Origin of the sequence: Pseudomonas sp. TCU-HL1, from assembly GCF_001708505.1 — a bacterium.
GTDB lineage: Bacteria > Pseudomonadota > Gammaproteobacteria > Pseudomonadales > Pseudomonadaceae > Metapseudomonas.
The window spans coordinates 3,345,630-3,367,628 of sequence record NZ_CP015992.1 but is presented as its reverse complement, the minus strand read 5'-3'; the positions used below and the strand labels follow the sequence as shown (position 1 = coordinate 3,367,628).

The following is a 21,999-nucleotide window of genomic DNA, read 5'->3' as shown; positions in this document are numbered from 1 at the left end:
TTTATTGGGTTTTTCGGTAAGGATCGCCGCGATGGCCTGTTGCAGATTGAGACGGTCTGAGACGGGCCTGGAACAGTCTCGCCGTCTACCCTTGTCAGGTGCTGTGCGGCCTCGTCTCAGCCTGGAACAGTCTGTCGCGAAATTAGACGAACGGGCCGACTGCCAGCATCCCCGCCAAGCCTGCTTTTTAAGGCTAAACCGTTGTTGTAAAAGGACTTTCATCGGCATGGCACACATTATGTATTTGCCGTGACAACTGCACCCGCTCCGCCGTGGGGTGCAAACCATAAGAACAACACCGTGGAGGTCTGACCTTGAAGACGACTCGACTCCGGCAACGCGCGGGCACCCTGGCACTGGCCATGGCGTCCCTGATGTTTGCCCAGGCCCATGCAGCCGAGGAGGGTCCAGCCCTCCTCAAGTCCAAGTGCATGGGTTGCCATATCCCCGAAGGCAACGATTCCTATAGTCGCATCAGTCACCAGCGCAAGACCCCAGAGGGCTGGCTGATGAGCATCGGGCGCATGCAGGTGATGCACGGCCTCCAGATCAGCGATGGCGACCGCCGCACCCTGGTCAAGTACCTGGCCGACAAGCAAGGCCTGGCACCCAGCGAGACCGACGGCGTGCGCTACGCCATGGAGCGACGCCTGAACACCGTCGAGCAGTTCGACGACCAGTTGAGTCAGATGTGCGGCCGCTGCCACTCCGGTGCCCGCGTTGCCCTGCAGCGCCGTCCCGCCAAGGAGTGGGAACACCTGGTCAACTTCCATCTCGGCCAGTGGCCGTCCCTCGAATACCAGGCTCAGTCCCGCGATCGTGACTGGCTGGATCTCGCCCTCAAGGAAATGGTGCCGGAGCTGGCCAAGCGCTTCCCGCTGGAAGACAAGGCCTGGGCCGACTGGCAGAAGGCCAGGCCCAAGGCCGATGCGTTGCCCGGGCAGTGGAGTTTCAGCGGCCACATGCTGACCAAGGGTGACGTACGCGGCGTGATGACGGTGACTGCCGATGCCGGCGACACCTTCAAGGTCGAGGTCAAAGGCCAGTACGCCGACGGCACGCCCTTCACCGGCACGGGCTCGGCCATTCTCTACAACGGCTACGAATGGCGCGGCAACGTGAAGGTCGGCGAGACCAACATGCGTCAGGTCTTCGCTGCCCTGAACGGCGAAATGAAGGGCCGCATGTTCGAGGCCGAGCACGACGAACGCGGCCTGGATTTCAGCGCCGCCAAAGAGGGCAACGCCAAGCTGCTGGCCGTGCAACCCGCCTTCCTCAAGGCGGGTAGCGAAGCCGAGCTGACCCTGGTGGGCAGCGGCCTGTCCGGCACGCCGGATTTCGGTTTGGGCGTCGAGGTGGTGAAGGTGCTGGAAGTCACCCCGAAACAGCTCCGCGTCAAGGTCAAGGCCGCCGCCGATGCCGCACCGGGCTTGCGTGGCGTGGCCCTGGGCAAGCTCAACGGCGTCGACCTTGCCGTCTACAAGGACATCAGTGAGGTGAAGGTGGTGCCCGAGTTCTCCATCGCCCGCGTCGGTGAGAACGGCGGCTCCACGCCCAAGGTGCAGGGCCGCTTCGAGGCCGAGGCCTGGGGCAAGGGCGCCGACGGCAAGCCCTATCGCATCGGCTTCCTACCGGCGAAATGGTCGGTGGAGCCCTTCGACGAGCGCGCCAGGGAAGACGAGGACGTGAAGTTCGCAGGCGTGATGCAGAAAGACGGCGTCTTCGTCCCAGGCGGCGCAGGCCCGAACCCGGAACGCAAGATGATGACCAACAACGCCGGCAACCTGAAGGTGATCGCCCAGCTGGAAGAGGGTGGCCAGAAGGGCGAAGGCCACCTGATCGTCACCGTACAGCGCTGGAACAACCCGCCGCTGCCTTGACCGGCAGTGGCTCTGGCGGGCTCGTCCCGCCCGGATTCGCAACGACGATTGGGCAAATTTCCGGGAGGTCGCCATGGGCGCCATCTTGAATCTGGTCGAACGCAACCTGCACGAAGTGCGGGTAGACGCCGACCGTATGCTGTTCCACATCCCGAGCAGCTCGCTGTTCGCTACCGACGATGTGACCGGCAGCATCATCGACGCCCTGCGCCAGCAGGGCTGTACTTCGGAAGACCTGGTGCAACGCCTGGCCGGGCGTTTCGCCGGGCAGGACGTCAGTGAAACCCTGCGCGAGCTGATCGCGCTGGAAGTGGTCAGCGACGGCTCGCCGCTGACGCCGGAAATCGGCATCAGCAAGGTCGAGCGCACCGCGCTGAACACCGTGGTGCTGAACGTCAACACCGGCTGCAACCTGAGCTGCACCTACTGCTACAAGGAGGACCTCGACAAGCCCTCCGCTGGCAAGAAGATGGGCGCCGAAACCGCCGAGGCTTCGGTGGAAATGCTGCTTCGCGAGTCGCCCGACGAGGAACGCTACAGCGTGGTTTTCTTCGGCGGCGAGCCGCTGTCGAACCGGCCGCTGATCGAGCACATGGTGGACTACTGCGAGCGCCGCTTTGCAGAAGCGGGCAAGCAGGTGGAGTTCATCATGACCACCAACGCCACGTTGCTGACCGAAGAAATCATCGACTACCTCAATGCCCATCGCTTCGGGCTGTCGGTAAGCATCGACGGGCCGAAGACGGTGCATGACCGCAACCGCATCACCGTGGGCGGGCAGGGCACCTACGACGTGGTACGGCGCAAGGTGGACATGCTGCTGTCGCGCTATCGCAGCCGTCCGGTGGGCGCACGGGTGACCCTGACCCGTGGCATCACCGACGTCGAGACCATCTGGAACCACCTGTTCAACGAACTGGGTTTTGCCGAAGTCGGTTTCGCCCCGGTCACCTCGGGCGACATGGCGAACTTCAACCTCACCAGTGAAGAACTGGTGGAAGTCTTCGCCAACATGAAGGCCCTGGGGCGGCGCTACCTGGAGGCGGCGCTGGAGCACCGCAACATCGGTTTTTCCAACCTGCACCAACTGATCACCGACATCCACGAGGGCCACAAGAAGGCGCTGCCTTGCGGTGCCGGCCTGAAGATGCTGGCGGTGGACCACAAGGGCGAGCTGAACCTCTGCCATCGCTTCACCGGCTCCAGCCTGCCGACCTTCGGCAACGTGCACAGCGGGGTGAAGCAGGTCGAGCTCAACGACTTCCTCTCCCAGCGCCTGGACCGCACCGGCACCGGCTGCGACACCTGCCGCATCCGCAACCTGTGCTCCGGCGGCTGCTACCACGAGAGCTACGCCCGCTACGGCGACCCCACTCACCCGACCTATCACTACTGCGAGCTGATGCGCGACTGGGTGGACTTCGGCATCGAGGTCTACAGCCGCATCATGGCCGTCAACCCGGCCTTCATCAGCAGCTACATCTCTCCGCGGAAGGCGCACTGACATGAAACATCTGAAGCCGCTCAACAACAAAGCGCAAATGCTCGAAAAAGCCGCAGCCGAAGATCGCATCGAAGAAGTCATGGCCATGAGTGCGGTGGCCGGCTGCACCGCCACCACCGACCCGGGCTGGGAAGTGGACGCCTTCGGCGGGGTGAGTTCCCTCTGCCAACCGATGGAAGCCGACCTCTATGGCTGCTCCGACCCTTGCTGGTGGCCGGCCCAGGTGCCCGACATGATGAGCACCTACCCGGACTGGAACGCCCAGGCGACGAACTCGCAAGAGGACTGGCGCAACCTCGGCACCGTATTCCCGAAAGACAAATGACCGGCGACAAGAACAAGAGGGAAAACCGCATGAAACTCAACGCCATCGCCAGCCTGGCGACCGCTGTCGCCGGACTCGCACTGGGCATCAATGCCTGGGCTGCGGATGAAGCAGGTCCGGCACTGAAGGCCGGTCATGAATACATGATCGCCACCAACTACCCCAACAACCTGCACGTGGTGGATCTGGCCACCGACAGCCTGTACAAGACCTGCCGTCTGCCCGACGCCTTTGGTCCTGGAACCGCGATGATGGCGCCGGACCGCAAGACCGCGTTCATCCTCAACAACCACTTCGGCGACCTCTACGGGGTCGACCTGGACGACTGCAAGACGGTGTTCCACGCGAAGCTGTCGCAGAAGCCGGGGGAGAAGGTGCGTTCGATGTTCTCCTTCGCCCTGAGCCCCGATGGCAAGGAGCTGTACACCACGGTCAATCCGACTGAAATGCTGAATGACCATTACGTGGTCAAGCAGCCGCGCCTGGAGGTCTATGACACCCGCGCGGGGCTGGATGCCAAGCCGGTGCGCAGTTTCCCGATGCCGCGGCAGGTCTACCTCATGCGTGCGGCCGATGACGGCACGCTCTACGTGGCCGGACCGGACATCTACAAGATGGATGTGAACACCGGTAAGTACGAGGTGGCCGTGCCGGGCCGCAACTGGCAGCGTCCGAACTACAGCGCGCCGGATGTGCTGTATTTCTGGCCGCACCAGACCACCTACCACGAGTTCTCGATGCTCTACACCACGGCCAAGTTCAAGGATGAGAAGCAGGACCTGGCCACCGCCGACTTCATCTATGGCTACGTCAGCATCGACCTGAAGACCGGCAAGTCCACGGTGCAGGACTTCGCGCCGCTGACCGAGCTGTACTTCACCGGCCTGCGCTCGCCGAAGGACCCGAACCAGATGTTCGGCGTGCTCAACCGCCTGGCCAAGTACGACATCAAGGAGCAGAAACTGATCAAGGCGGCCAACCTGGATCACTCCTACTACTGCATCGCCTTCAACACCAAGGGCACCAAGCTGTACCTGGCCGGTACCTTCAACGACATCGCGGTGTTCGATCCGGACAGCCTGGAGAAGGTGAAGAACATCAAGCTGCCGGGCGGCGACATGTCCATCACCACGACGCAGGTGTTTGTCCGGTAAGGGCGGGTTGGGCTTTTGTGGGGGCGACTTCAGTCGCTAGGGGCAGCGCAGCTGCCCCCTTCAAGGCCGCAGGGCAGACCTGCGGCCTGCTTGGCGAATGAATTCGCCCCCACAGAACCCATATTCGACCAATGGGCCACTAGACAGGAAAACTGCCTTTATTTACCTTTACGTTTACGTAAAGGTAAATAAAGCCGACTACGTCATTCACAGCTGTATCCCAGTACAAAGACAAGAAGGGAAAGCCATGAATCACCAGAGCTACACCCGGGGGCGGCAGGACAAAGACCTGCTTGCCATGACCATAGGCGCGGCATTCGATGCCACGGTTGCCCAGTTCCCCGAGCGCGAAGCGCTGGTGGTCAAGCACCAGGGCCTGCGTTACAGCTGGCAGGAACTGGCCGACGCGGTGGAGCGCCATGCACGCGCCTTGCTTGCGCTGGGCCTGAAGGGCGGTGACCGCCTTGGCATCTGGGCGCCCAACTGCGCCGAGTGGTGCATCACCCAGTTCGCCAGCGCCAAGATCGGCGCCATCCTGGTCAACATCAACCCGGCCTATCGCAGCAGCGAACTGGAATACGCACTCAAGCAATCCGGCTGCCGCTGGGTGATCTGCGCCGACGCCTTCAAGACGTCTGATTACCACGCCATGTTCCTTGGCCTTGTGCCCGAACTGGCCGCCACCGAGCCAGGGGCGCTGAACTGCGAGAAGCTGCCGGAGCTTCGCGGTGTGGTGAGCCTGGCCGCCAACCCACCGGTCGGCTTCCTGCCCTGGGCTTCCCTGCAGGAAAAGGCGGGGCAGGTGAGTGCCGAAGCCCTGGCCGAGCGCCAAGCCGGCCTGCAGTTCGACGACCCGATCAACATCCAGTACACCTCCGGCACCACGGGCTTCCCCAAAGGTGCCACCCTCAGCCACTACAACATCCTCAACAACGGCTACATGGTCGGCGAGAGCCTGGGCCTGACCGAGCAGGACCGCCTGGTTATCCCGGTGCCGCTGTACCACTGCTTCGGCATGGTGATGGGCAACCTGGGCTGCGTGACCCACGGCTCCACCATGATCTATCCGGGTGACGCCTTCGACCCGCTGACCACCCTGCGCGCCGTAGCCGAGGAGAAAGCCACCGCGCTCTATGGCGTGCCCACCATGTTCATCGCCGAACTGGATCACCCGCAGCGTGGCGAGTTCGACCTGTCCAGCCTGCGCACCGGTATCATGGCCGGCGCCACCTGCCCGATCGAGGTGATGCGCCGGGTCATCAACGAGATGCACATGAGTGAAGTGCAGATCGCCTACGGCATGACCGAGACCAGCCCTGTATCCCTGCAGACCGGCCCGGACGATGAGCTGGAGCTGCGCGTGACCACCGTCGGCCGCACCCAGCCGCATCTGGAAAGCAAGATCGTCGACGCCGAGGGCAGGATCGTCCCGCGCGGCACCATCGGCGAACTCTGCACCCGTGGCTACAGCGTGATGCTGGGCTACTGGAACAACCCGCAGGCGACCACCGACTCCATCGATCCGGGCCGCTGGATGCACACCGGCGACCTCGCCTCCATGGACGAGAACGGCTACGTCTGCATCGTCGGGCGCAGCAAGGACATGATCATTCGCGGCGGAGAGAACATTTACCCGCGCGAGCTGGAAGAGTTCTTCTTCACCCACCCGGCCGTGGCCGACGTGCAGGTGATCGGCATTCCCTGCAGCAAGTACGGCGAGGAGATCGTCGCCTGGATCAAGTTCCACCCCGGCCACACCGCCACCGAAGACGAGCTGCGCGCCTGGGCCAGGGAGCGCATCGCCCACTTCAAGGTGCCGCGTTTCTTCCGCTTCGTGGAGGCCTTCCCGATGACGGTGACCGGCAAGATCCAGAAGTTCCGCATGCGCGAGATCAGCATCGAGGAACTGACCCCGCCGAAGGACGGCAAGGTGACGGCGATTCGGTAGTGCCGGCAGACGGACGATCGATTTCCTGTAGGGGCGAATTCATTCGCCAAGGGCAGCGCAGCTGCCCTCATCCTGACCGGAAGAGCAGAACTGTGTTCTGCTTGGCGAATGAATTCGCCCCTACAATGTTCGCTTCTTTGCACCTGCACCAAGGGAGCCCATGACAGGCACGTCCGCGGAAAAAGGGACCATCTCCGTCCGGCTGGTCCACGAAGCCCTGCTGGAACTGCGCCAGCGGGGCTTTGACGATTCCGGGCTGCTGGACCAGGCCGGCATTTCCGCCGAGCTGCTGGCCAAGCCGTATGGGCGCGTGTCGTCCCAGCTCTACGGGCAACTCTGGCTGCTGATCGCCCGGACCATGGACGATGAGTTCTTCGGCATGAACCCCCGGCGAATGAAGTCCGGCAGCTTCGCCTACCTGACTCGCCAGGCGGTGAAGGAGCCCACGGTGGGCGACGCGCTGATGGTGACCCTGGGCTTCCTCGACCTGGTGTTCGACGGCCTCTCGCCAAATCTGGAACGGCGCGGCGGCCTGGCGGAGATTGCCCTGAAGGAGCCCGAGGGCCAGCAATGTCGGGCTTTCAGCTACTTCACCCTGTGGCTGATGATCCACGGGTTGATGTGCTGGCTGGCCGGGCGGCGCATTCCCATCCTTGGTGTCGACCTGCGTTGCACGGTGCCGGACTACATCGAGGACTACCGGGTGATGTTCAGCACCAACCTGCGCTTTTCCCGCCCGCAGAGCCGCCTGCTGTTCAATGCCGACTGCCTGGAGTTGCCGGTGCGCCGCAGCCCCCGCGACCTGAAGCGATTCCTTGCTGGCCTGCCGGCGAACATCCTGGTGCGCTACCGCGACCCGCAAAGCCTGGCGGCGCGCATCCGCGCCTACCTGCGTAGCATCAAGCCCGAGCGCTGGCCGGATGTTGAGGCATTGTCCAGCCACTTCTACATGGCGCCGTCCACCCTGCGCCGCAAGCTGTCCCTGGAAGGGCAGTCCTACCAGGGGCTGAAGGACCAGGTACGCCGTGACCTCGCCATCGCCCGGCTGGACAGCGGCGAAGGCAACTTCACCGAACTGGCCTTCGAGCTGGGCTTCGCCGACACCAGCGCCTTCTACAAGGCCTTCAAGAAATGGACCGGTTCGACGCCGGGGCAATACCGCGCATTGATTCATCCTGATTCAAGTTGAGGCGCTTTCCAGCCGTCCTATGGAAGGGCGGTCGATGCCTGCACCCAATTGCCGACAAGAAACACACAGGACCTATTCCATGCCTCTCAACCGACTTTCCATCCAGTGGAAGATCACCTTGCTGGCCGGCCTCTGCCTGCTGGCGATCGTCGCCGTGCTGATCGGCATTTCGCTTTATCGCATGGACGCGGGCACCGCGTTGGTCAAGGCGAACAGCGCGCAGATGCTGGAGGCCTCGGCGCGCAAGCGCATGGAGGGGGAAGGCAAGGTGCAGGCGCTGACCATCCAGCGTTATTTCCTGTCGTCCTATCAGGACGGCCTCAACTTCTCCCGCCAGGTGCTGCTGCAGCGGCGCCAGGCACAGAAACTGCAACTGGACAGCCAAGCCCTGCGCGAAGACCTGCATCAGCAGGTGAAGGACGCGCTGCAGGCCAATCCACAACTGCTCAGCCTCTATCTGGTGTTCGAGCCGAATGCCCTGGACGGCAACGACGCGCTCTACGCCAACCGCGCCGATCTCGGCAGCAACGAGGTGGGCCGCTTCTCCACCTACTGGGCCCAGCGCGGCGGCAGCCTGAGCAGCCTGGCGCCGACCGAGGTGATGATCAGCGATGCCACGCCGATGCTCGATGGCAGCCCGTTCAACACTTGGTTCAACTGCCCGAAACAGACCCTGAAACCCTGCCTGCTGGACCCGTACTTCGACGACGCCTCGGGCCAGAAGACGCTGATCACGACGCTCACCTTCCCAGTGATCGAGGACGGCAAGATGCTCGCGGTAGTCGGCATGGACATCAGCCTGAGCAACCTCCAGCAATTGGCCGCTACCGGCAGCCAGGGCCTGTACCAGGGCGAGGGCGCCATCAGCATCCTCAGCCCGGCCGGCCTGCTTGCCGGTCACAGTAAGGACGCCGGCCAGCTTGGCCAGGGCCTGGCCAAGGTCTACCCGGCCGAGGCCGCCGAACTGCTGGGTCTGCAGCGTCAGGGCAAGGCCCATGAACAACAGACCAACCATCACTTGCAGGTGCTCGCGCCGCTGCAGCCGATTCCGGATTCCAAGCCCTGGGCCGTGCTGCTGGACGTGCCCATGCCGACCCTGCTGGCGCCGGTCCTCGAACTGCAACAGGACCTGGACACGCGCAACACCCAGGGCACCTGGCTGGAATTGCTGTTCGGCATTGCCGCCGCCGTCGCCGGCCTGCTGCTGGTGTGGCTCACCGCCCGTGGCGTGACCCGGCCGATCCTCGGCGTGGCCGGCATGCTCAAGGACATCGCCAGCGGCGAAGGCGACCTGACCCGCCGCCTCGACTACGCCCGCCAGGACGAACTGGGCGAACTGGCCGGCTGGTTCAACCGCTTCCTCGACAAGCTGCAGCCGATCATCGCCGATGTGAAACGCTCGGTGCAGGACGCCCGCAGCACCGCCGACCAGTCCGCCGCCATCGCCAGCCAGACCAGCGCCGGCATGCAGCAGCAGTACCGTGAAGTGGACCAGGTGGCCACCGCCTCCCACGAGATGAGCGCCACCGCCCAGGACGTCGCCCGCAGCGCCGCCCAGGCCGCCGATGCCGCCCGTGGCGCCGACCATGCGACCCGCGAGGGTCTCGGCGTGATCGGCCGCACCACCAGCGCCATCGAGCAACTGGCCAGCGAGATGAACGCCGCCATGGAAGAGGTGCAGGCACTGGCCGCCAGCAGCGAGCAGATCGGCTCGGTGCTGGAAGTGATCCGCGCCATCGCCGAGCAGACCAACCTGCTGGCGCTGAACGCCGCCATCGAGGCCGCCCGTGCCGGCGAAGCCGGCCGTGGCTTCGCCGTGGTGGCCGATGAAGTGCGCAACCTGGCCAAGCGCACCCAGGACTCGGTGGAGGAAATCCGCCAGGTGATCGAAGGCCTGCAGCACGGCACCCGCGAAGTGGTCGGCTCGATGCACAGCAGCCACCGCCAGGCCCAGGGCAGCGTCGAACAGGTGGAGCAGGCGGTGGCCGCGCTGCAACGCATCGGCGACGCCGTCACCGTGATCACCGACATGAACCTGCAGATTGCCAGCGCCGCCGAGGAGCAAAGCGCGGTGGCCGAGGAGATCAACCGCAACGTGGCGGCGATCCGCGATGTGACCGAATCCCTCTCCGGCCAGGCCGAGGAATCCGCCCAGGTCAGCCAGGCGCTGAACCGCCTGGCCAACCACCAGCAGGGGCTGATGGATCACTTCCGCGCCTAGGTCGGTAGCGGGCAGTACAAGGGTGGATGTCGCTTTTTACATCCACCTGCGAGGCCCTGCCCGGCACTGATGGCCCTGCGCTCTTCTGTGGGGGGGGGGTGATTTCAATCGCCAAGCAGGACGCAGGTCTGCCCAACAAATTCCCAGCTGTGCCTGACTTCCCTCACCCCCGGCCCCTCTCCCAGTGGGAGAGGGGTGACGCGCGCCGGAAACTTCCGTGCTCGCCGGCAATGCTCCGCTCTTCTGTGCTCTTCTGTGCTCTTCTGTGGGAGCGAATGAATTCGCTCCCACAAGGTGCCTCTTCGCCTGGTACGGCCCTGTCAAATCCGCTCACCCAGGTTGATGCCTTTCGACATTGCCGCAATCTCCCCCCGGCGCGACCATTCAGGTACTCCAACAAAAACAACCTGGGAGTCCACCTGATGCGCGACTACTTCACAGCTGCCCACGAGTTCGACTATGCCAGCGCCGCGTCCACCACCCTGGCGGGCGATCTCGACGCGATGAATGCCTGTGTCGAATGCTGCGACCGCCATGCCGAACCGGGCCGCGTCGCGCTGGTCTGGGAGGGGCGCAATGGTGAGCAGGCCACTTGGACCTTCGCCCAGCTCAAGGAAGCCGCTGCGCGCTTTGCCAACCTGCTTCAAGCCCGTGGCGTGCGCCCCGGCGATTGCGTTTCGGGCCTGCTGCCACGTACGCCGGAACTGCTGATCACCATCCTTGGCACCTGGCGTGCCGGTGCCGTCTACCAGCCGCTGTTCACCGCCTTCGGACCCAAAGCCATCGAGCACCGGGTACAGGGGGCCGGTTCGAAACTGGTGGTCACCGACCTCAACAACCGCAGCAAGCTGGACGAAGTGGAAGGCGTGCCGCCGGTGCTGACGGTGGGCGATGACTTCTGGGCTGAACTGGAGCGCCAGCCGGATCAATTCGAGCCGGTCCTGCGCAAGGCCTCCGATCCTTTCCTGCTGATGTTCACCTCCGGCACCACGGGTCTTGCCAAGCCGCTGGCCGTGCCGCTGAAGGCGATAGTCGCCTTCGTCAGCTACATGCGTGACGCAGTGGATCTGCGTCCGGAGGACAAATTCTGGAACCTGGCCGATCCGGGCTGGGCTTACGGCCTCTACTACGCCGTGACCGGCCCGCTCGCCATGGGCCACGCCACTACCTTCTACGAGGGCGGTTTCACCGTCGAAAGCACCTGCCGCATCATCCGCGAATACGGCATCACCAACCTGGCCGGTTCGCCCACCGCCTACCGCTTGCTGCTGGCCGCCCGCGACGAGGTGGAAGCTGCGATCAAGGGCAACCTGCGTGCCGTCAGCAGCGCTGGCGAGCCCCTGACGCCGGAGGTGATCCGCTGGTTCGCCGACCGTCTGGGGTGCACCATCCACGATCACTATGGGCAGACCGAGCTGGGCATGGTGCTGTGCAATCACCACGCCCTGGAACACCCGGTGCGCCTGGGCGCCGCCGGTTTCGCCATGCCTGGTCACCGCGTGGTGGTGCTGGACGAGCAGCATCGTGAACTGCCCGCCGGCCAGCCCGGCATCCTCGCCCTGGACATGTCGCGCTCGCCGCTGTTCTGGTTCCCGGGCTACCAGGGCATGGCCACCAAGTCGTTCGTCGGTGACTACTATCTGAGTGGTGACACCGTGGAGCTGAACGAGGACGGCAGCATCAGCTTCGTTGGCCGCTCCGACGACGTGATCACCACCTCCGGCTACCGGGTTGGCCCCTTCGACGTGGAGAGCGCGCTGATCGAACACCCTGCGGTGATCGAGGCTGCGGTGATCGGCAAGCCCGATCCGGAGCGAACCGAACTGGTCAAGGCGTTCGTCGTGCTGCACGCCGGCTACAACGCCGATGACGCCCTGGCCGAGGTGCTGCAGCAATACGTGCGCAAGCGCCTCTCCGCTCATTCCTATCCGCGCGAAATCGAGTTCGTCGCGGAATTGCCCAAGACCCCGAGCGGCAAGATCCAGCGTTTCCTCCTGCGTAACCAGGAGATCGCCAAGGCCCAGGCGGCCGCCGCTCACTGATCCGAAGGAGTAGATAACGTGCGTATCGAGAATTCCATTTTCCTGGTGACCGGCGGCAGCTCCGGCCTGGGCCTGGCCACTGCTCGTGAGCTTGTGGGGCAGGGCGGCAAGGTGGTGCTGGTGGACATCAATGCCGAGGCTGGCGCGGCCCGTGTCGAAGAACTGGGTGCCAATGCTCGCTTCGTGAAAGCCGACATCACCCGTGAAGAAGACGCCCGCGCCGCAGTGAGCGCCGCAGTGGAAGCCTTTGGTGCACTGCACGGGCTGGTCAATTGCGCTGGGGTCGCGCCCGCCGAGAAGGTTATCGGCCGCAATGGCGCCCACGGCCTGGACAGCTTCGCCCGGACCATCAGCATCAACCTGGTGGGCAGTTTCAACATGCTGCGCCTGGCCGCCGAGGCCATGGCCCAGGGCGAGCCGAACGCCGAAGGCGAGCGCGGGGTGATCATCAACACCGCCTCGGTTGCCGCCTTCGACGGCCAGATTGGCCAGGCCGCCTATTCCGCGTCCAAGAGCGGCGTGGTCGGCATGACCCTGCCGATCGCCCGCGAGCTGGCGCGGCACGGCATTCGCGTGATGTGCATTGCCCCCGGCATCTTCGAAACCCCGATGATGGCCGGCATGCCGCAGGAAGTCCGTGACTCCCTCGGTGCCGCCGTGCCGTTCCCGCCGCGTCTCGGTCGCCCCGCCGAGTACGCTGCGCTGGTCTGCCATATTGTCGAGAACACCATGCTCAATGGCGAAGTCATTCGCCTCGATGGCGCCATTCGCATGGCTGCCAAGTAAGGAGAACGCCATGACCCAGAATACCGATCCCATCGTAATCGTCAGCGCCGTCCGCACCCCTATGGGCGGCTTCCTCGGCGACTTCAAGGACATGACCGCCGCACAACTCGGCGCCGCCGCCAACCGTGCCGCGCTGGAGCGCGCCAGGGTCCAGGCCGACAGCGTGGACGAAGTCATCATGGGCTGCGTGCTGCAGGCCGGCCAGGGCCAGGCGCCGGCCCGACAGGCTGCCCTCGGCGCCGGCCTGCCTCACGGCGTGGTCTGCTCCACGGTGAACAAGATGTGCGGTTCGGGCATGAAGGCTGTGATGCTGGGCCACGACCTGCTGCACGCCGGCAGCGCTGAGGTGGTGCTGGCTGGCGGCATGGAAAGCATGTCCAACGCGCCCTACCTGCTGGAGCGCGCTCGCTCCGGCTACCGCATGGGCCACGGCAAGGTGCTCGACCACATGTTCCTCGACGGTCTGGAAGACGCCTACGACAAGGGCCGCCTGATGGGCACCTTTGCGGAAGATTGCGCGCAGGCCTACGGCTTCACCCGCGAGCAGCAGGACGCCTTCGCCATCGCTTCCCTGACCCGCGCGCAGAAGGCCATGGCCGACGGCCGCTTTGCCGCCGAGATCGTGGCGGTGGACGCCAAGTCCGGCCGCGAGGTGGTGTCCATCAGCCAGGACGAACAGCCACCCAAGGCGCGTCCGGAGAAGATTCCGACCCTGAAGCCGGCCTTCCGCGAAGGCGGTACCGTCACTGCGGCCAACTCCAGTTCCATTTCCGATGGCGCGGCGTCCTTGCTGCTGATGCGCCTGTCCGAGGCGGAGAAGCGCGGCCTGACTCCGCTGGCGCGCATCGCCGGTCATGCGTCCTTCGCCCAGGCGCCGAACCTCTTCACCACCGCGCCGGTAGGCTCCATCCAGCGTCTGCTGGCCCGCACCGGCTGGAGCCTGAACGAGGTGGACCTGTTCGAGGTGAACGAAGCCTTCGCCGTGGTCCCCATGGTCGCCATGCGTGACCTGGACATCTCCCACGACAAGCTCAACGTCCACGGCGGCGCCTGCGCCCTGGGCCACCCCATCGGCGCCTCCGGTGCCCGCGTGCTGGTGACCTTGCTCAACGCCCTGACCCAGTACGGGCTCAAGCGCGGCGTTGCCTCGGTGTGCATCGGCGGTGGCGAGGCCACTGCAGTGGCCATCGAACTCATTCGCTGAAGGAGATGACCATGATTCCCTCCGAAGACGAAATCCAGATCCGCGACATGGCCCGGCAGTTCGCCCAGGAAAGGCTGAAACCGTTCGCCGCCGACCGGGACCGCGAACATCGCTTCCCCGCAGAGGCCATCCGCGAGATGGCCCAATTGGGCTTCCTCGGCATGCTGGTGCCGGAAGAGTGGGGCGGCGCGGCCACCGGCCACCTGGCCTACGCCATGGCCCTGGAGGAAATCGCCGCCGGTGACGGCGCCTGCTCCACCATCATGAGCGTGCACAACTCAGTGGGTTGCATGCCCATCCTCAAGTACGGCAGCGACGAGCAGAAGCAGCGCTTCCTGCGTCCGCTGGCCACGGGCGAGATGATCGGCGCCTTCGCCCTCACCGAACCGCAGGCCGGCTCCGACGCCAGCGACCTGCGCACTCGCGCTCGCCGCGATGGCGACCATTACGTGCTGAACGGCGCCAAGCAGTTCATCACCTCGGGCAGCCATGCGGGGATGGTGATCGTCTTCGCTGTCACCGACCCGGCTGCTGGCAAGAAGGGTATCAGCGCCTTCATCGTCCCCACCGACACCCCCGGTTACCAGGTGGTACGGGTGGAGGAGAAGCTCGGCCAGCATGCCTCGGACACCTGCCAGATCCAGCTGGATGACGTGCGCATTCCGGCGTCCCTGCGCCTGGGTGAGGAGGGTGATGGCTATCGCATCGCCTTGTCCAATCTGGAAGGCGGGCGCATCGGTATCGCCGCGCAGTCGGTCGGCATGGCCCGTGCGGCCTTCGAGGCGGCACGCGACTACGCACACGAGCGCAAGACCTTCGGCAAGCCGATCATCGAGCACCAGGCTGTGTCTTTCCGCCTGGCCGACATGGCGACCCAGATCGCCGTGGCGCGGCAGATGGTCCACCACGCTGCCAGCCTGCGCGAAGCCGGCATGCCGTGCCTGACCGAAGCGTCCATGGCCAAGCTGTTCGCCTCGGAGATGGCCGAGAAGGTCTGCTCGGCGGCCATCCAGACCCTCGGTGGCTACGGCTACCTGAAGGACTTCCCGGTGGAACGTATCTACCGTGACGTGCGGGTGTGCCAGATCTACGAAGGCACCTCGGATGTGCAGCGGATGGTGATCGCCCGCAGCCTCTGATTTTCGCGAATGCAGGCCGTAGGTCTGCCCATCCCTATTCAAGGAAACCGATATGACCTACCAGACCCTGCTGGTAGAGCAGGCCGGCGCTGTCGGCCTGGTCACCCTCAATCGCCCAGAAGCCATGAACGCCATCAACACCCAGCTCATCGATGAGCTGAACCAGGTGCTCGACGGATTCGAGCGGGACGCTGCCATCGGCTGCGTGCTGATCACCGGCTCCGCCAAGGCCTTCGCCGCAGGGGCGGACGTCAAGGAAATGGCCGAACTGTGCTTTCCCGGCACCTACCTCGACGACTTTCTCGGTCGCTGGGACCGCGTGGCGCAGCGGCGCAAACCGATCATCGCCGCCGTGGCCGGCCAGGCCTTGGGCGGTGGTTTCGAGCTGGCGCTGATGTGCGACTTCATCATTGCCGCCGACACGGCACGCTTCGGCCTGCCGGAAGTGAAGTTGGGGGTGATTCCGGGGGCCGGTGGTGTCCAGCGCCTGACCCGGCTTGTAGGTCGCGCCAAGGCCATGGACATGCTCCTGAGCGGACGCAGTATGGATGCCGTCGAAGCCGAACGCTGCGGCGTGGTGGCACGGGTAGTGCCGGCGGCCGAGTTGCTGGAGGAAGCCACGGACAGCGCCAGCCGCATCGCCGCGCAGTCGCGCACGGCGGTGATGATGCTCAAGGAGTGCGTGAACCGGGTGGATGAAGGCTCACTGGGGGAGGGGCTGCGCTTCGAGCGGCGACTGTTCCAGGCGGTATTCGCCACACCGGATCAGAAGGAAGGCATGGGCGCCTTCATCGAGAAGCGCAAGCCGGAGTTCGGCAAGGGCTGAACGGATCGATCGGGCGAACTTACTGTAGGGGCGATTTCAATCGCCGTGCAGGTCGAAGACCTGCCCTGCAATGCCGAAGGGGGCAGCTGCGCCGCCCTTGGCGAATGAATTCGCCCCTACAGGTTCTTCACGCCCTTTCCTTCTGCTCCTGCGCCGTCACCTGCTGGCAGATCTCGATGATCTGCTCGCGCATCCAGCGGTTGGCCGGGTCCTGGTCGGTGCTTTCGTGCCAGTAGAGGTGGGTTTCCAGGGAGGGCACGTCGTGCACCGGCAGGTCCACGTAGTGCAGGTCCTGGCGGCGGGCGAAGCGTTCCGGGACGGTGATGGCCAGGTCGGTGCCGTGCAATACGGTGGAGGCCATCAGGTAGTGCTGCGAGCGCAGGGTCACCTTGCGCTGAATGCCCATCTTGCCAAGCGACAGGTCCACGTAGCCCAGGCCGCTGCGGCGGCTGGAAATGTGGATATGGGACAGCGACAGGTACTCGTCCAGGCTGATCTTGTCCTTGGCCAGCGGGTGGCCTCGACGCATTGCGCAGACGTAGCGGTCTTCCATGAGCTTGACGTGGCGCACCTGCGGGTCGGTGTTGAGCGGGGCGTCCACGGCGAAGTCCAGGCGGCCGGCGGCCAGCTCCTTGGTGGTTTCACGGCGCTTGGCGAGGAAGCTTTCGATCTGCACCGTCGGCGCCAGGCGGCGCAGGCGCTGGAACAGCGGCGGCAGGATCACCGTCTCGGTGAGGTCGGTCATGCTGATGCGGTAGGTCTTGTTCGCCTGCGACGGGTTGAAGGTGCGGCTTTCCTGCACCGAGACGCGCAACAGCTGGAGGGCATTGCGCACCGGACCGATGATGTTCTGCGCCATGGGCGTGGGCACCATGCCCTGGGCGGTCCGCACGAACAGCGGGTCGTTGAAGGTCTCGCGCAGGCGGGCGAGGGCGTTGGAGACGGCAGGCTGGGTGATGCCGACGATCTGGCCGGCACGGGTCAGGTTGGCCTCGGTATAGATGGCGTCGAAGACGATGAAGAGGTTGAGGTCTACCTTGTTCAAATTCATGCCGGGCGTGCTCCTCGAAGTTGTTTTTATCAGCGGATCATATATCGGTGATGAATGTTCATAGATGCCGAAAATAGACTAGGGAAATCTTACGCCCTGTTCTAGCATCCTTACCAGACCTCACTAACAGCCCCGCAAAAAGGTAGCCCCGCATGGATTTCGCCTATTCCCCGAAGGTCCAGGAACTGCGTGAACGCGTCACCGCATTCATGGACGCCTATGTCTATCCGGCCGAGCCGGTATTCGAGCAGCAGGTTGCCGAGGGCGACCGCTGGCAGCCCACCGCGATCATGGAAGAGCTGAAAGCCAAGGCGAAGGCTGAGGGGTTGTGGAACCTGTTCCTGCCGGAATCCGAATACGGCGCCGGCCTGACCAACATGGAATACGCTCCGCTGGCCGAAATCATGGGTCGCTCCCTGCTGGGACCGGAGCCGTTCAACTGCTCCGCGCCGGATACCGGCAACATGGAAGTGCTGGTGCGCTATGCCAACGAAGAACAGAAGCGCCAGTGGCTGGAGCCGCTGCTGCGTGGCGAGATCCGTTCCGCCTTCGCCATGACCGAGCCGGGTGTTGCGTCCTCCGACGCCACCAACATGGAAGCCCGCGCTGTACGCCAGGGTGATGAGTGGGTGATCAACGGCCGCAAGTGGTGGACGTCGGGCGCCTGCGATCCGCGCTGCAAGGTGATGATCTTCATGGGCCTGTCCAACCCGGACGCACCGCGCCACCAGCAGCACTCGATGATCCTGGTGCCGACCGACGCACCCGGCGTGAAGATCCTTCGTCCGCTGCCGGTATTCGGTTACGACGACGCACCGCACGGCCATGCCGAGGTGGTGTTCGAGAACGTGCGGGTGCCCTACGAAAACGTGCTGCTGGGCGAAGGCCGCGGCTTCGAGATCGCCCAGGGGCGCCTTGGCCCGGGCCGAATCCACCACTGCATGCGCTCCATCGGCATGGCCGAGCGTGCGCTGGAACTGATGTGCAAGCGCGCCGTGAGCCGTACCGCATTCGGCAGGCCGCTGGCGCGCCTGGGCGGCAACGTCGACAAGATCGCCGACTCGCGGATGGAGATCGACATGGCTCGCCTGCTGACGCTGAAGGCGGCGTACATGATGGATACCGTGGGCAACAAGGTGGCCAAGAGCGAGATCGCACAGATCAAGGTCGTGGCGCCCAACGTCGCCCTGCGGGTGATCGACCGCGCCATCCAGATCCACGGCGGCGCCGGTGTTTCCAACGACTTCCCGCTGGCCTACATGTACGCCATGCAGCGCACCCTGCGCCTGGCCGACGGCCCGGACGAGGTTCACCGCGCAGCCATCGGCAAGTACGAGATCGGCAAGTACGTGCCCAAGGAAATGCTGCGCAGCGGTCATTGATCGCCAGCCAAAAAAGAAGGCCCGCATCGCGGGCCTTTTTCATTTGCCAGAGGTTGCTGTGGAGTAGTTTCGTAGGGCGGATGTCGCTTTTTACATCCACCATCGACGTGGCGGTCGATCCGTTGGTGGACATGAAGAGCGATGTCCACCCACATGTCGAACCTAGTCCTTCTCAGGCGCCGGGTTCCTGGCCTTCAACCAGCCCATCCGCAGGTGCAGCTGGGCAGCGAAGGCGCGGGCGGCAAGTTCCTCCTGAAAGGTCAGGCTGCGATGCCCCAGGCGTACCCGCCAGTGGACACGGCCATTTCTCTCGAAGGGTTCGATAAGGACTTCACCCATGTTTCTCCAGGTCTCCCGAGCGTTGGGCCGGGCGGTCGCGGGTCTTGAACAGAGACAGGAGCACACCGCCGGCAAGGAGGCTGAAGGTTACGCCAAGGGACAGCAGCGGGGGAATCTTGCCAATGAAACCGTGCAGGAAAATCTTGCCGCCGATGAAGATCAGTACCAGGGCCAGGGCGTACTTCAGGTACACGAAGCGGTGCATCAGGGCCGCCAGGGCGAAGTACAGGGCACGCAGGCCGAGGATGGCGAAGATATTCGAGGTGTAAACGATGAACGGGTCCTGGGTGATGGCGAAGATCGCCGGGACGCTGTCCACCGCGAACACCAGGTCAGCCAGCTCGATCAGCACCAGGGCCAGGAACAGCGGGGTGGCATAGAGCAGGGCCTTGCTTTCGCCAGCCTGCTTCAGGCGTACGAAGAAGTGCGAGCCATGCAGGTCATCGGTCACGCGGATGTGGCGGCGAACGAACTTGAGCACCGGGTTGTTGGCGAGGTCCGGATGAGACTCTTCCCTGGAGAAAAGCATCTTCACGCCGGTGAACAGCAGGAAGGCGCCGAACACGTAGAGAATCCAGTCGAACTCCTTCACCAGGGCGCTGCCCAGGCCAATCATGATGGCGCGCAACACCACCACGCCAAGGATGCCCCAGAACAGCACGCGGTGCTGGTAGCGGCGGGGAATGGCGAAGAAGCCGAAGATCATGGCCATGACGAAGACGTTGTCCATGGACAGCGACTGCTCGACCAGGAAGCCGGTGTAGAACTCGATGGCGCTCTGCGCGCCCAACTCGAACCACACCCAGACACCGAACAGCACACCCACGCTGAAGTAGCCGCCATACAGCAGCAGGCTTTCGCGCATTTCGATTTCGTGCTGGTCACGGTGCAGCACCCCGAGGTCGAAGACCAGCAGGGCGAGGACTATTCCGAGGAAGACGAGCCACAACCAGGTGGCGGTGCCGAGGAAGTCGGCGGTGAGAAACGCGTGCAGAGCTGCCATGAGCCCCTCCTTATGTCGTTGATGAAACGTGACTCCGACATGGCGGGTGGCAAGCCGTCAGAGGGGCCCGGCGTCACAAGGAGAATCGTACCGTTGGTCGTGGGAGGGAGGAATGAGGCCGCTGTAACAATTCTTTGCCCTCTGTAGGGCATTTCCTGGCGTAACTGCAAGAGAGTCGACTGGGCAGATGCAGCTATTCCTGTCGGGGAGCATTTTCAGTCGCGCCGCCAGATGCAGTCTCGCACGGCCCCGGGCGCGAGCCGCCCTCACCAGGACGACGCGCCGGGTGGCCTAAAGGCGCAGGGACATAGCCAATTCATTTGAGCTGGGGAAACCTTGCCCCGGCGTGGTCATGAGTCAGCGAACCAGCAGGCTGATGCCGGTTCCGTAGGGTGCGCCGCGCGCACCGGGAAACAGACTGGGTGTCGTAGCCATCGCGTCGGTGCGCATGGCGCACCCTACTGCTGGGCACGGTGGCGGAGATCAGCCAGAGGCGTCAGTAGATCCACACCTCCACCCGCCGGTTGCGCAGGCGACCGGCATTACCGTCGTTGGCCGCCACCGGCAGTTCGTCGCCGAGGCCGGTCACTTCACGCAGGTTCACGCCACCCTTGGCCAGCTCCCGGCGCACCGCCATGGCCCGCAACTTGGACAACAGCTCGGCGCGCTGCGGGTCCGCCTTGGGGTCACCGAAGCCCACCAGTACGGTTTTCTGTTGCAGCTTGTCGTTCTGCTTCAGGTAGTCCAGGACCCGCTGAACGTCATGCAGGGCCTTGCCGTCGAGGCTGGCACTGCCTTCCTGGAAGCGAAAGTTCACCGACAGGCGCTGGGCATGGTTCGCCAGTTCGCGGTAGCTCGCCGGCATGTCCTGCTGCGCCTGGACCTTGATCACCTGCACCTGTTGGGCGATGAAACCGGTCTGGTCGACTATCGCCTGGCCCCGCGGGCTCTGGGCGAAATGCACCAGGGCCTGGGCCCAGCGGTTCTGCTCGCCCGGCTTGATATAGAAGAAGAGGCGGCGTGACAGCGGGTAGTCCTCGGTGGCGATCAACTCCCCGCTGGGCGGCATGGCGTGTGACTCGCCGTCGGCGATGGCCAGGGCGCGGGCCTGGTTGACCGAGGCGAGGCCGACGAAGCCAATGCCCTGCGGGTCGCCACTGACGGCGGAAGACAGCTTGTCGTTGGACTCGAAACGTTGGGCGCCCGAGGAAAGGCTCTTGCCCTGGCGGGCCAGCACCAGTTCCTTGAAGGTGTCGTAGGTGCCGGACTGGTCATCGCGGGCATAAAGGTGGATGGCACCACCCGTGCCGCCGAGTTCTTCCCAGGTTTTCACTTCGCCGGCGAATACCGACGCGAGCTGCGCGGTGGTCAGGGCGCGCAGTGGGTTGTGCGGGTGCAGGATGATGGCCAGGCCATCGATGGCGATCACCTGTTCGGCGGCCGGGCTGCGCAGGTCGCCGAAGGCAGCCAGATCGTGAACCTCGGCATCCTTGATCGGGCGCGAGGCGGCAGCCAGGTCGGCGCTGCCGTCTTTCAGTGCGGTGAAACCGGTGGACGAGCCATGGGCGGCCAGTTCCACCTGGATTTCCTTGCCCTGGGCGTCGTGGGCCAGGATGTGTACCTCGTTCTCCCGGTCGCCCGGTGCCTGGTGGACGGCGCGCAGGCCCTGTTCTTCCAGCATGCCCTTGACCAGCGCCGGGCCCAGCTTGGCGCCGATGGTGTTGGAGCCCTGGATGCGCAGGACGGTTTCGGGCTGGGCGGCGAATACAGACCAGGGAAAGGCATAGCAGACGAAACCGAGCAGCAACATGCTGAGGGCACGGCCCCACAGGTCCTTGTCACTGGCGGTCATGGCGCGCGGCATGGGCAGACACCTTGTTCGAGGGGGTGGAAGGAGTCGCGAGATTAAGTCAGCAGGGTGACGGAGATATGACAGGGCGGCTCTGCCTTGGGGCTTTGCGGCTAACACGGAAATTTCACTGAATCCGATTTGGTCATGCCTACAG

The 21,999-nt window shown here is 64.4% G+C and carries 17 protein-coding genes and 1 pseudogene; 14 read left to right on the top strand and 4 right to left on the bottom strand.

Annotated features, from left to right (window positions below; all coding sequences use genetic code 11):
* Positions 1 to 362 precede the first annotated feature (362 nt).
* The 13 genes and pseudogenes from peaA to THL1_RS15590 all read left to right on the top strand — a co-directional run bounded on the left by peaA (position 363) and on the right by THL1_RS15590 (position 16,218).
* Positions 363 to 1,880, top strand: a complete 1,518-nt coding sequence (peaA, locus tag THL1_RS15645; RefSeq protein ID WP_069084092.1) for a quinohemoprotein amine dehydrogenase subunit alpha — start codon at positions 363 to 365, stop codon at positions 1,878 to 1,880.
* Between the two features lie 73 nt (positions 1,881 to 1,953).
* A complete protein-coding gene (gene peaB / locus THL1_RS15640; RefSeq protein WP_069084091.1) occupies positions 1,954 to 3,384 on the top strand; it encodes a quinohemoprotein amine dehydrogenase maturation protein in 1,431 nt (476 codons plus the stop codon).
* A 1-nt stretch (position 3,385) separates the two neighbouring features.
* Positions 3,386 to 3,709 (top strand): quinohemoprotein amine dehydrogenase subunit gamma, encoded by a 324-nt coding sequence (qhpC, locus tag THL1_RS15635; RefSeq protein WP_069084090.1) that lies wholly within the window; start codon positions 3,386 to 3,388, stop codon positions 3,707 to 3,709.
* 29 nt (positions 3,710 to 3,738) lie between these two features.
* The gene (gene peaD / locus THL1_RS15630; RefSeq protein ID WP_069086532.1) at positions 3,739 to 4,863 is read left to right on the top strand and encodes a quinohemoprotein amine dehydrogenase subunit beta; all 1,125 of its coding nucleotides are present in this window, start codon (positions 3,739 to 3,741) and stop codon (positions 4,861 to 4,863) included.
* Positions 4,864 to 5,110: 247 nt separating this feature from the next.
* The gene (locus THL1_RS15625) at positions 5,111 to 6,811 is read left to right on the top strand and encodes an AMP-binding protein (protein WP_069084089.1); all 1,701 of its coding nucleotides are present in this window, start codon (positions 5,111 to 5,113) and stop codon (positions 6,809 to 6,811) included.
* Between the two features lie 160 nt (positions 6,812 to 6,971).
* Positions 6,972 to 8,000 carry an AraC family transcriptional regulator gene (locus tag THL1_RS15620; protein ID WP_069084088.1) on the top strand — a complete coding sequence of 343 codons (1,029 nt, stop codon included), beginning with the start codon at positions 6,972 to 6,974 and terminating at the stop codon, positions 7,998 to 8,000.
* A gap of 19 nt (positions 8,001 to 8,019) precedes the next feature.
* A pseudogene (locus tag THL1_RS31375) lies at positions 8,020 to 9,363 on the top strand (HAMP domain-containing protein); the annotation flags it as partial.
* A gap of 102 nt (positions 9,364 to 9,465) precedes the next feature.
* Positions 9,466 to 10,221 carry a methyl-accepting chemotaxis protein gene (locus THL1_RS31370; protein WP_414703756.1) on the top strand — a complete coding sequence of 252 codons (756 nt, stop codon included), beginning with the start codon at positions 9,466 to 9,468 and terminating at the stop codon, positions 10,219 to 10,221.
* 422 nt (positions 10,222 to 10,643) lie between these two features.
* On the top strand, positions 10,644 to 12,263 hold the full coding sequence (locus THL1_RS15610) for an acyl-CoA synthetase (RefSeq protein ID WP_069084086.1): 1,620 nt from the start codon (positions 10,644 to 10,646) through the stop codon (positions 12,261 to 12,263).
* A gap of 18 nt (positions 12,264 to 12,281) precedes the next feature.
* Positions 12,282 to 13,049, top strand: coding sequence for a 3-hydroxyacyl-CoA dehydrogenase (locus tag THL1_RS15605; protein WP_069084085.1), 768 nt, complete (start codon positions 12,282 to 12,284; stop codon positions 13,047 to 13,049).
* 10 nt (positions 13,050 to 13,059) lie between these two features.
* The gene (locus THL1_RS15600; protein WP_069084084.1) at positions 13,060 to 14,253 is read left to right on the top strand and encodes an acetyl-CoA C-acyltransferase; all 1,194 of its coding nucleotides are present in this window, start codon (positions 13,060 to 13,062) and stop codon (positions 14,251 to 14,253) included.
* Between the two features lie 11 nt (positions 14,254 to 14,264).
* Complete coding sequence (locus THL1_RS15595; RefSeq protein ID WP_069084083.1) at positions 14,265 to 15,392, top strand: acyl-CoA dehydrogenase family protein; 1,128 nt, start codon at positions 14,265 to 14,267, stop codon at positions 15,390 to 15,392.
* A gap of 52 nt (positions 15,393 to 15,444) precedes the next feature.
* Positions 15,445 to 16,218 (top strand): enoyl-CoA hydratase-related protein, encoded by a 774-nt coding sequence (locus tag THL1_RS15590; RefSeq protein ID WP_069084082.1) that lies wholly within the window; start codon positions 15,445 to 15,447, stop codon positions 16,216 to 16,218.
* 127 nt (positions 16,219 to 16,345) lie between these two features.
* On the opposite strand, the gene THL1_RS15585 is transcribed toward THL1_RS15590, so the two are convergent.
* Positions 16,346 to 17,269 (bottom strand): LysR family transcriptional regulator, encoded by a 924-nt coding sequence (locus THL1_RS15585; protein ID WP_069084081.1) that lies wholly within the window; start codon positions 17,267 to 17,269, stop codon positions 16,346 to 16,348.
* A 152-nt stretch (positions 17,270 to 17,421) separates the two neighbouring features.
* Between THL1_RS15585 and THL1_RS15580 the strand changes: the two genes are divergently transcribed.
* Complete coding sequence (locus tag THL1_RS15580; RefSeq protein WP_069084080.1) at positions 17,422 to 18,651, top strand: acyl-CoA dehydrogenase; 1,230 nt, start codon at positions 17,422 to 17,424, stop codon at positions 18,649 to 18,651.
* A 162-nt stretch (positions 18,652 to 18,813) separates the two neighbouring features.
* Here THL1_RS15580 and THL1_RS30330 read toward each other — a convergent pair whose 3' ends face one another.
* The 3 genes from THL1_RS30330 to THL1_RS15570 all read right to left on the bottom strand — a co-directional run bounded on the left by THL1_RS30330 (position 18,814) and on the right by THL1_RS15570 (position 21,857).
* The gene (locus THL1_RS30330) at positions 18,814 to 18,990 is read right to left on the bottom strand and encodes a hypothetical protein (protein ID WP_177343835.1); all 177 of its coding nucleotides are present in this window, start codon (positions 18,988 to 18,990) and stop codon (positions 18,814 to 18,816) included.
* Positions 18,983 to 19,993: a TerC family protein gene (locus THL1_RS15575; RefSeq protein WP_069084079.1), complete on the bottom strand. Its 1,011-nt coding sequence runs from the start codon at positions 19,991 to 19,993 to the stop codon at positions 18,983 to 18,985. The genes THL1_RS30330 and THL1_RS15575 overlap by 8 nt, the downstream gene beginning before the upstream one ends.
* Positions 19,994 to 20,489: 496 nt before the next feature.
* The gene (locus tag THL1_RS15570; RefSeq protein WP_069084078.1) at positions 20,490 to 21,857 is read right to left on the bottom strand and encodes a substrate-binding domain-containing protein; all 1,368 of its coding nucleotides are present in this window, start codon (positions 21,855 to 21,857) and stop codon (positions 20,490 to 20,492) included.
* Positions 21,858 to 21,999 lie beyond the last annotated feature (142 nt).

Excerpts from the sequence above, each read along its gene's own strand:
- THL1_RS15575 (WP_069084079.1), bottom strand. The coding sequence starts at position 19,993 with ATGGCAGCTCTGCACGCGTTTCTCACCGCCGACTTCCTCGGCACCGCC.
- peaB (WP_069084091.1), top strand. The coding sequence starts at position 1,954 with ATGGGCGCCATCTTGAATCTGGTCGAACGCAACCTGCACGAAGTGCGG.
- THL1_RS15595 (WP_069084083.1), top strand. The coding sequence starts at position 14,265 with ATGATTCCCTCCGAAGACGAAATCCAGATCCGCGACATGGCCCGGCAG.
- THL1_RS15610 (WP_069084086.1), top strand. The coding sequence starts at position 10,644 with ATGCGCGACTACTTCACAGCTGCCCACGAGTTCGACTATGCCAGCGCC.
- THL1_RS15590 (WP_069084082.1), top strand. The coding sequence starts at position 15,445 with ATGACCTACCAGACCCTGCTGGTAGAGCAGGCCGGCGCTGTCGGCCTG.
- THL1_RS15600 (WP_069084084.1), top strand. The coding sequence starts at position 13,060 with ATGACCCAGAATACCGATCCCATCGTAATCGTCAGCGCCGTCCGCACC.
- THL1_RS15580 (WP_069084080.1), top strand. The coding sequence starts at position 17,422 with ATGGATTTCGCCTATTCCCCGAAGGTCCAGGAACTGCGTGAACGCGTC.
- peaD (WP_069086532.1), top strand. The coding sequence starts at position 3,739 with ATGAAACTCAACGCCATCGCCAGCCTGGCGACCGCTGTCGCCGGACTC.
- THL1_RS15625 (WP_069084089.1), top strand. The coding sequence starts at position 5,111 with ATGAATCACCAGAGCTACACCCGGGGGCGGCAGGACAAAGACCTGCTT.
- THL1_RS30330 (WP_177343835.1), bottom strand. The coding sequence starts at position 18,990 with ATGGGTGAAGTCCTTATCGAACCCTTCGAGAGAAATGGCCGTGTCCAC.
- THL1_RS15585 (WP_069084081.1), bottom strand. The coding sequence starts at position 17,269 with ATGAATTTGAACAAGGTAGACCTCAACCTCTTCATCGTCTTCGACGCC.
- qhpC (WP_069084090.1), top strand. The coding sequence starts at position 3,386 with ATGAAACATCTGAAGCCGCTCAACAACAAAGCGCAAATGCTCGAAAAA.
- peaA (WP_069084092.1), top strand. The coding sequence starts at position 363 with ATGGCGTCCCTGATGTTTGCCCAGGCCCATGCAGCCGAGGAGGGTCCA.
- THL1_RS31370 (WP_414703756.1), top strand. The coding sequence starts at position 9,466 with ATGCAGCAGCAGTACCGTGAAGTGGACCAGGTGGCCACCGCCTCCCAC.
- THL1_RS15570 (WP_069084078.1), bottom strand. The coding sequence starts at position 21,857 with ATGCCGCGCGCCATGACCGCCAGTGACAAGGACCTGTGGGGCCGTGCC.
- THL1_RS15620 (WP_069084088.1), top strand. The coding sequence starts at position 6,972 with ATGACAGGCACGTCCGCGGAAAAAGGGACCATCTCCGTCCGGCTGGTC.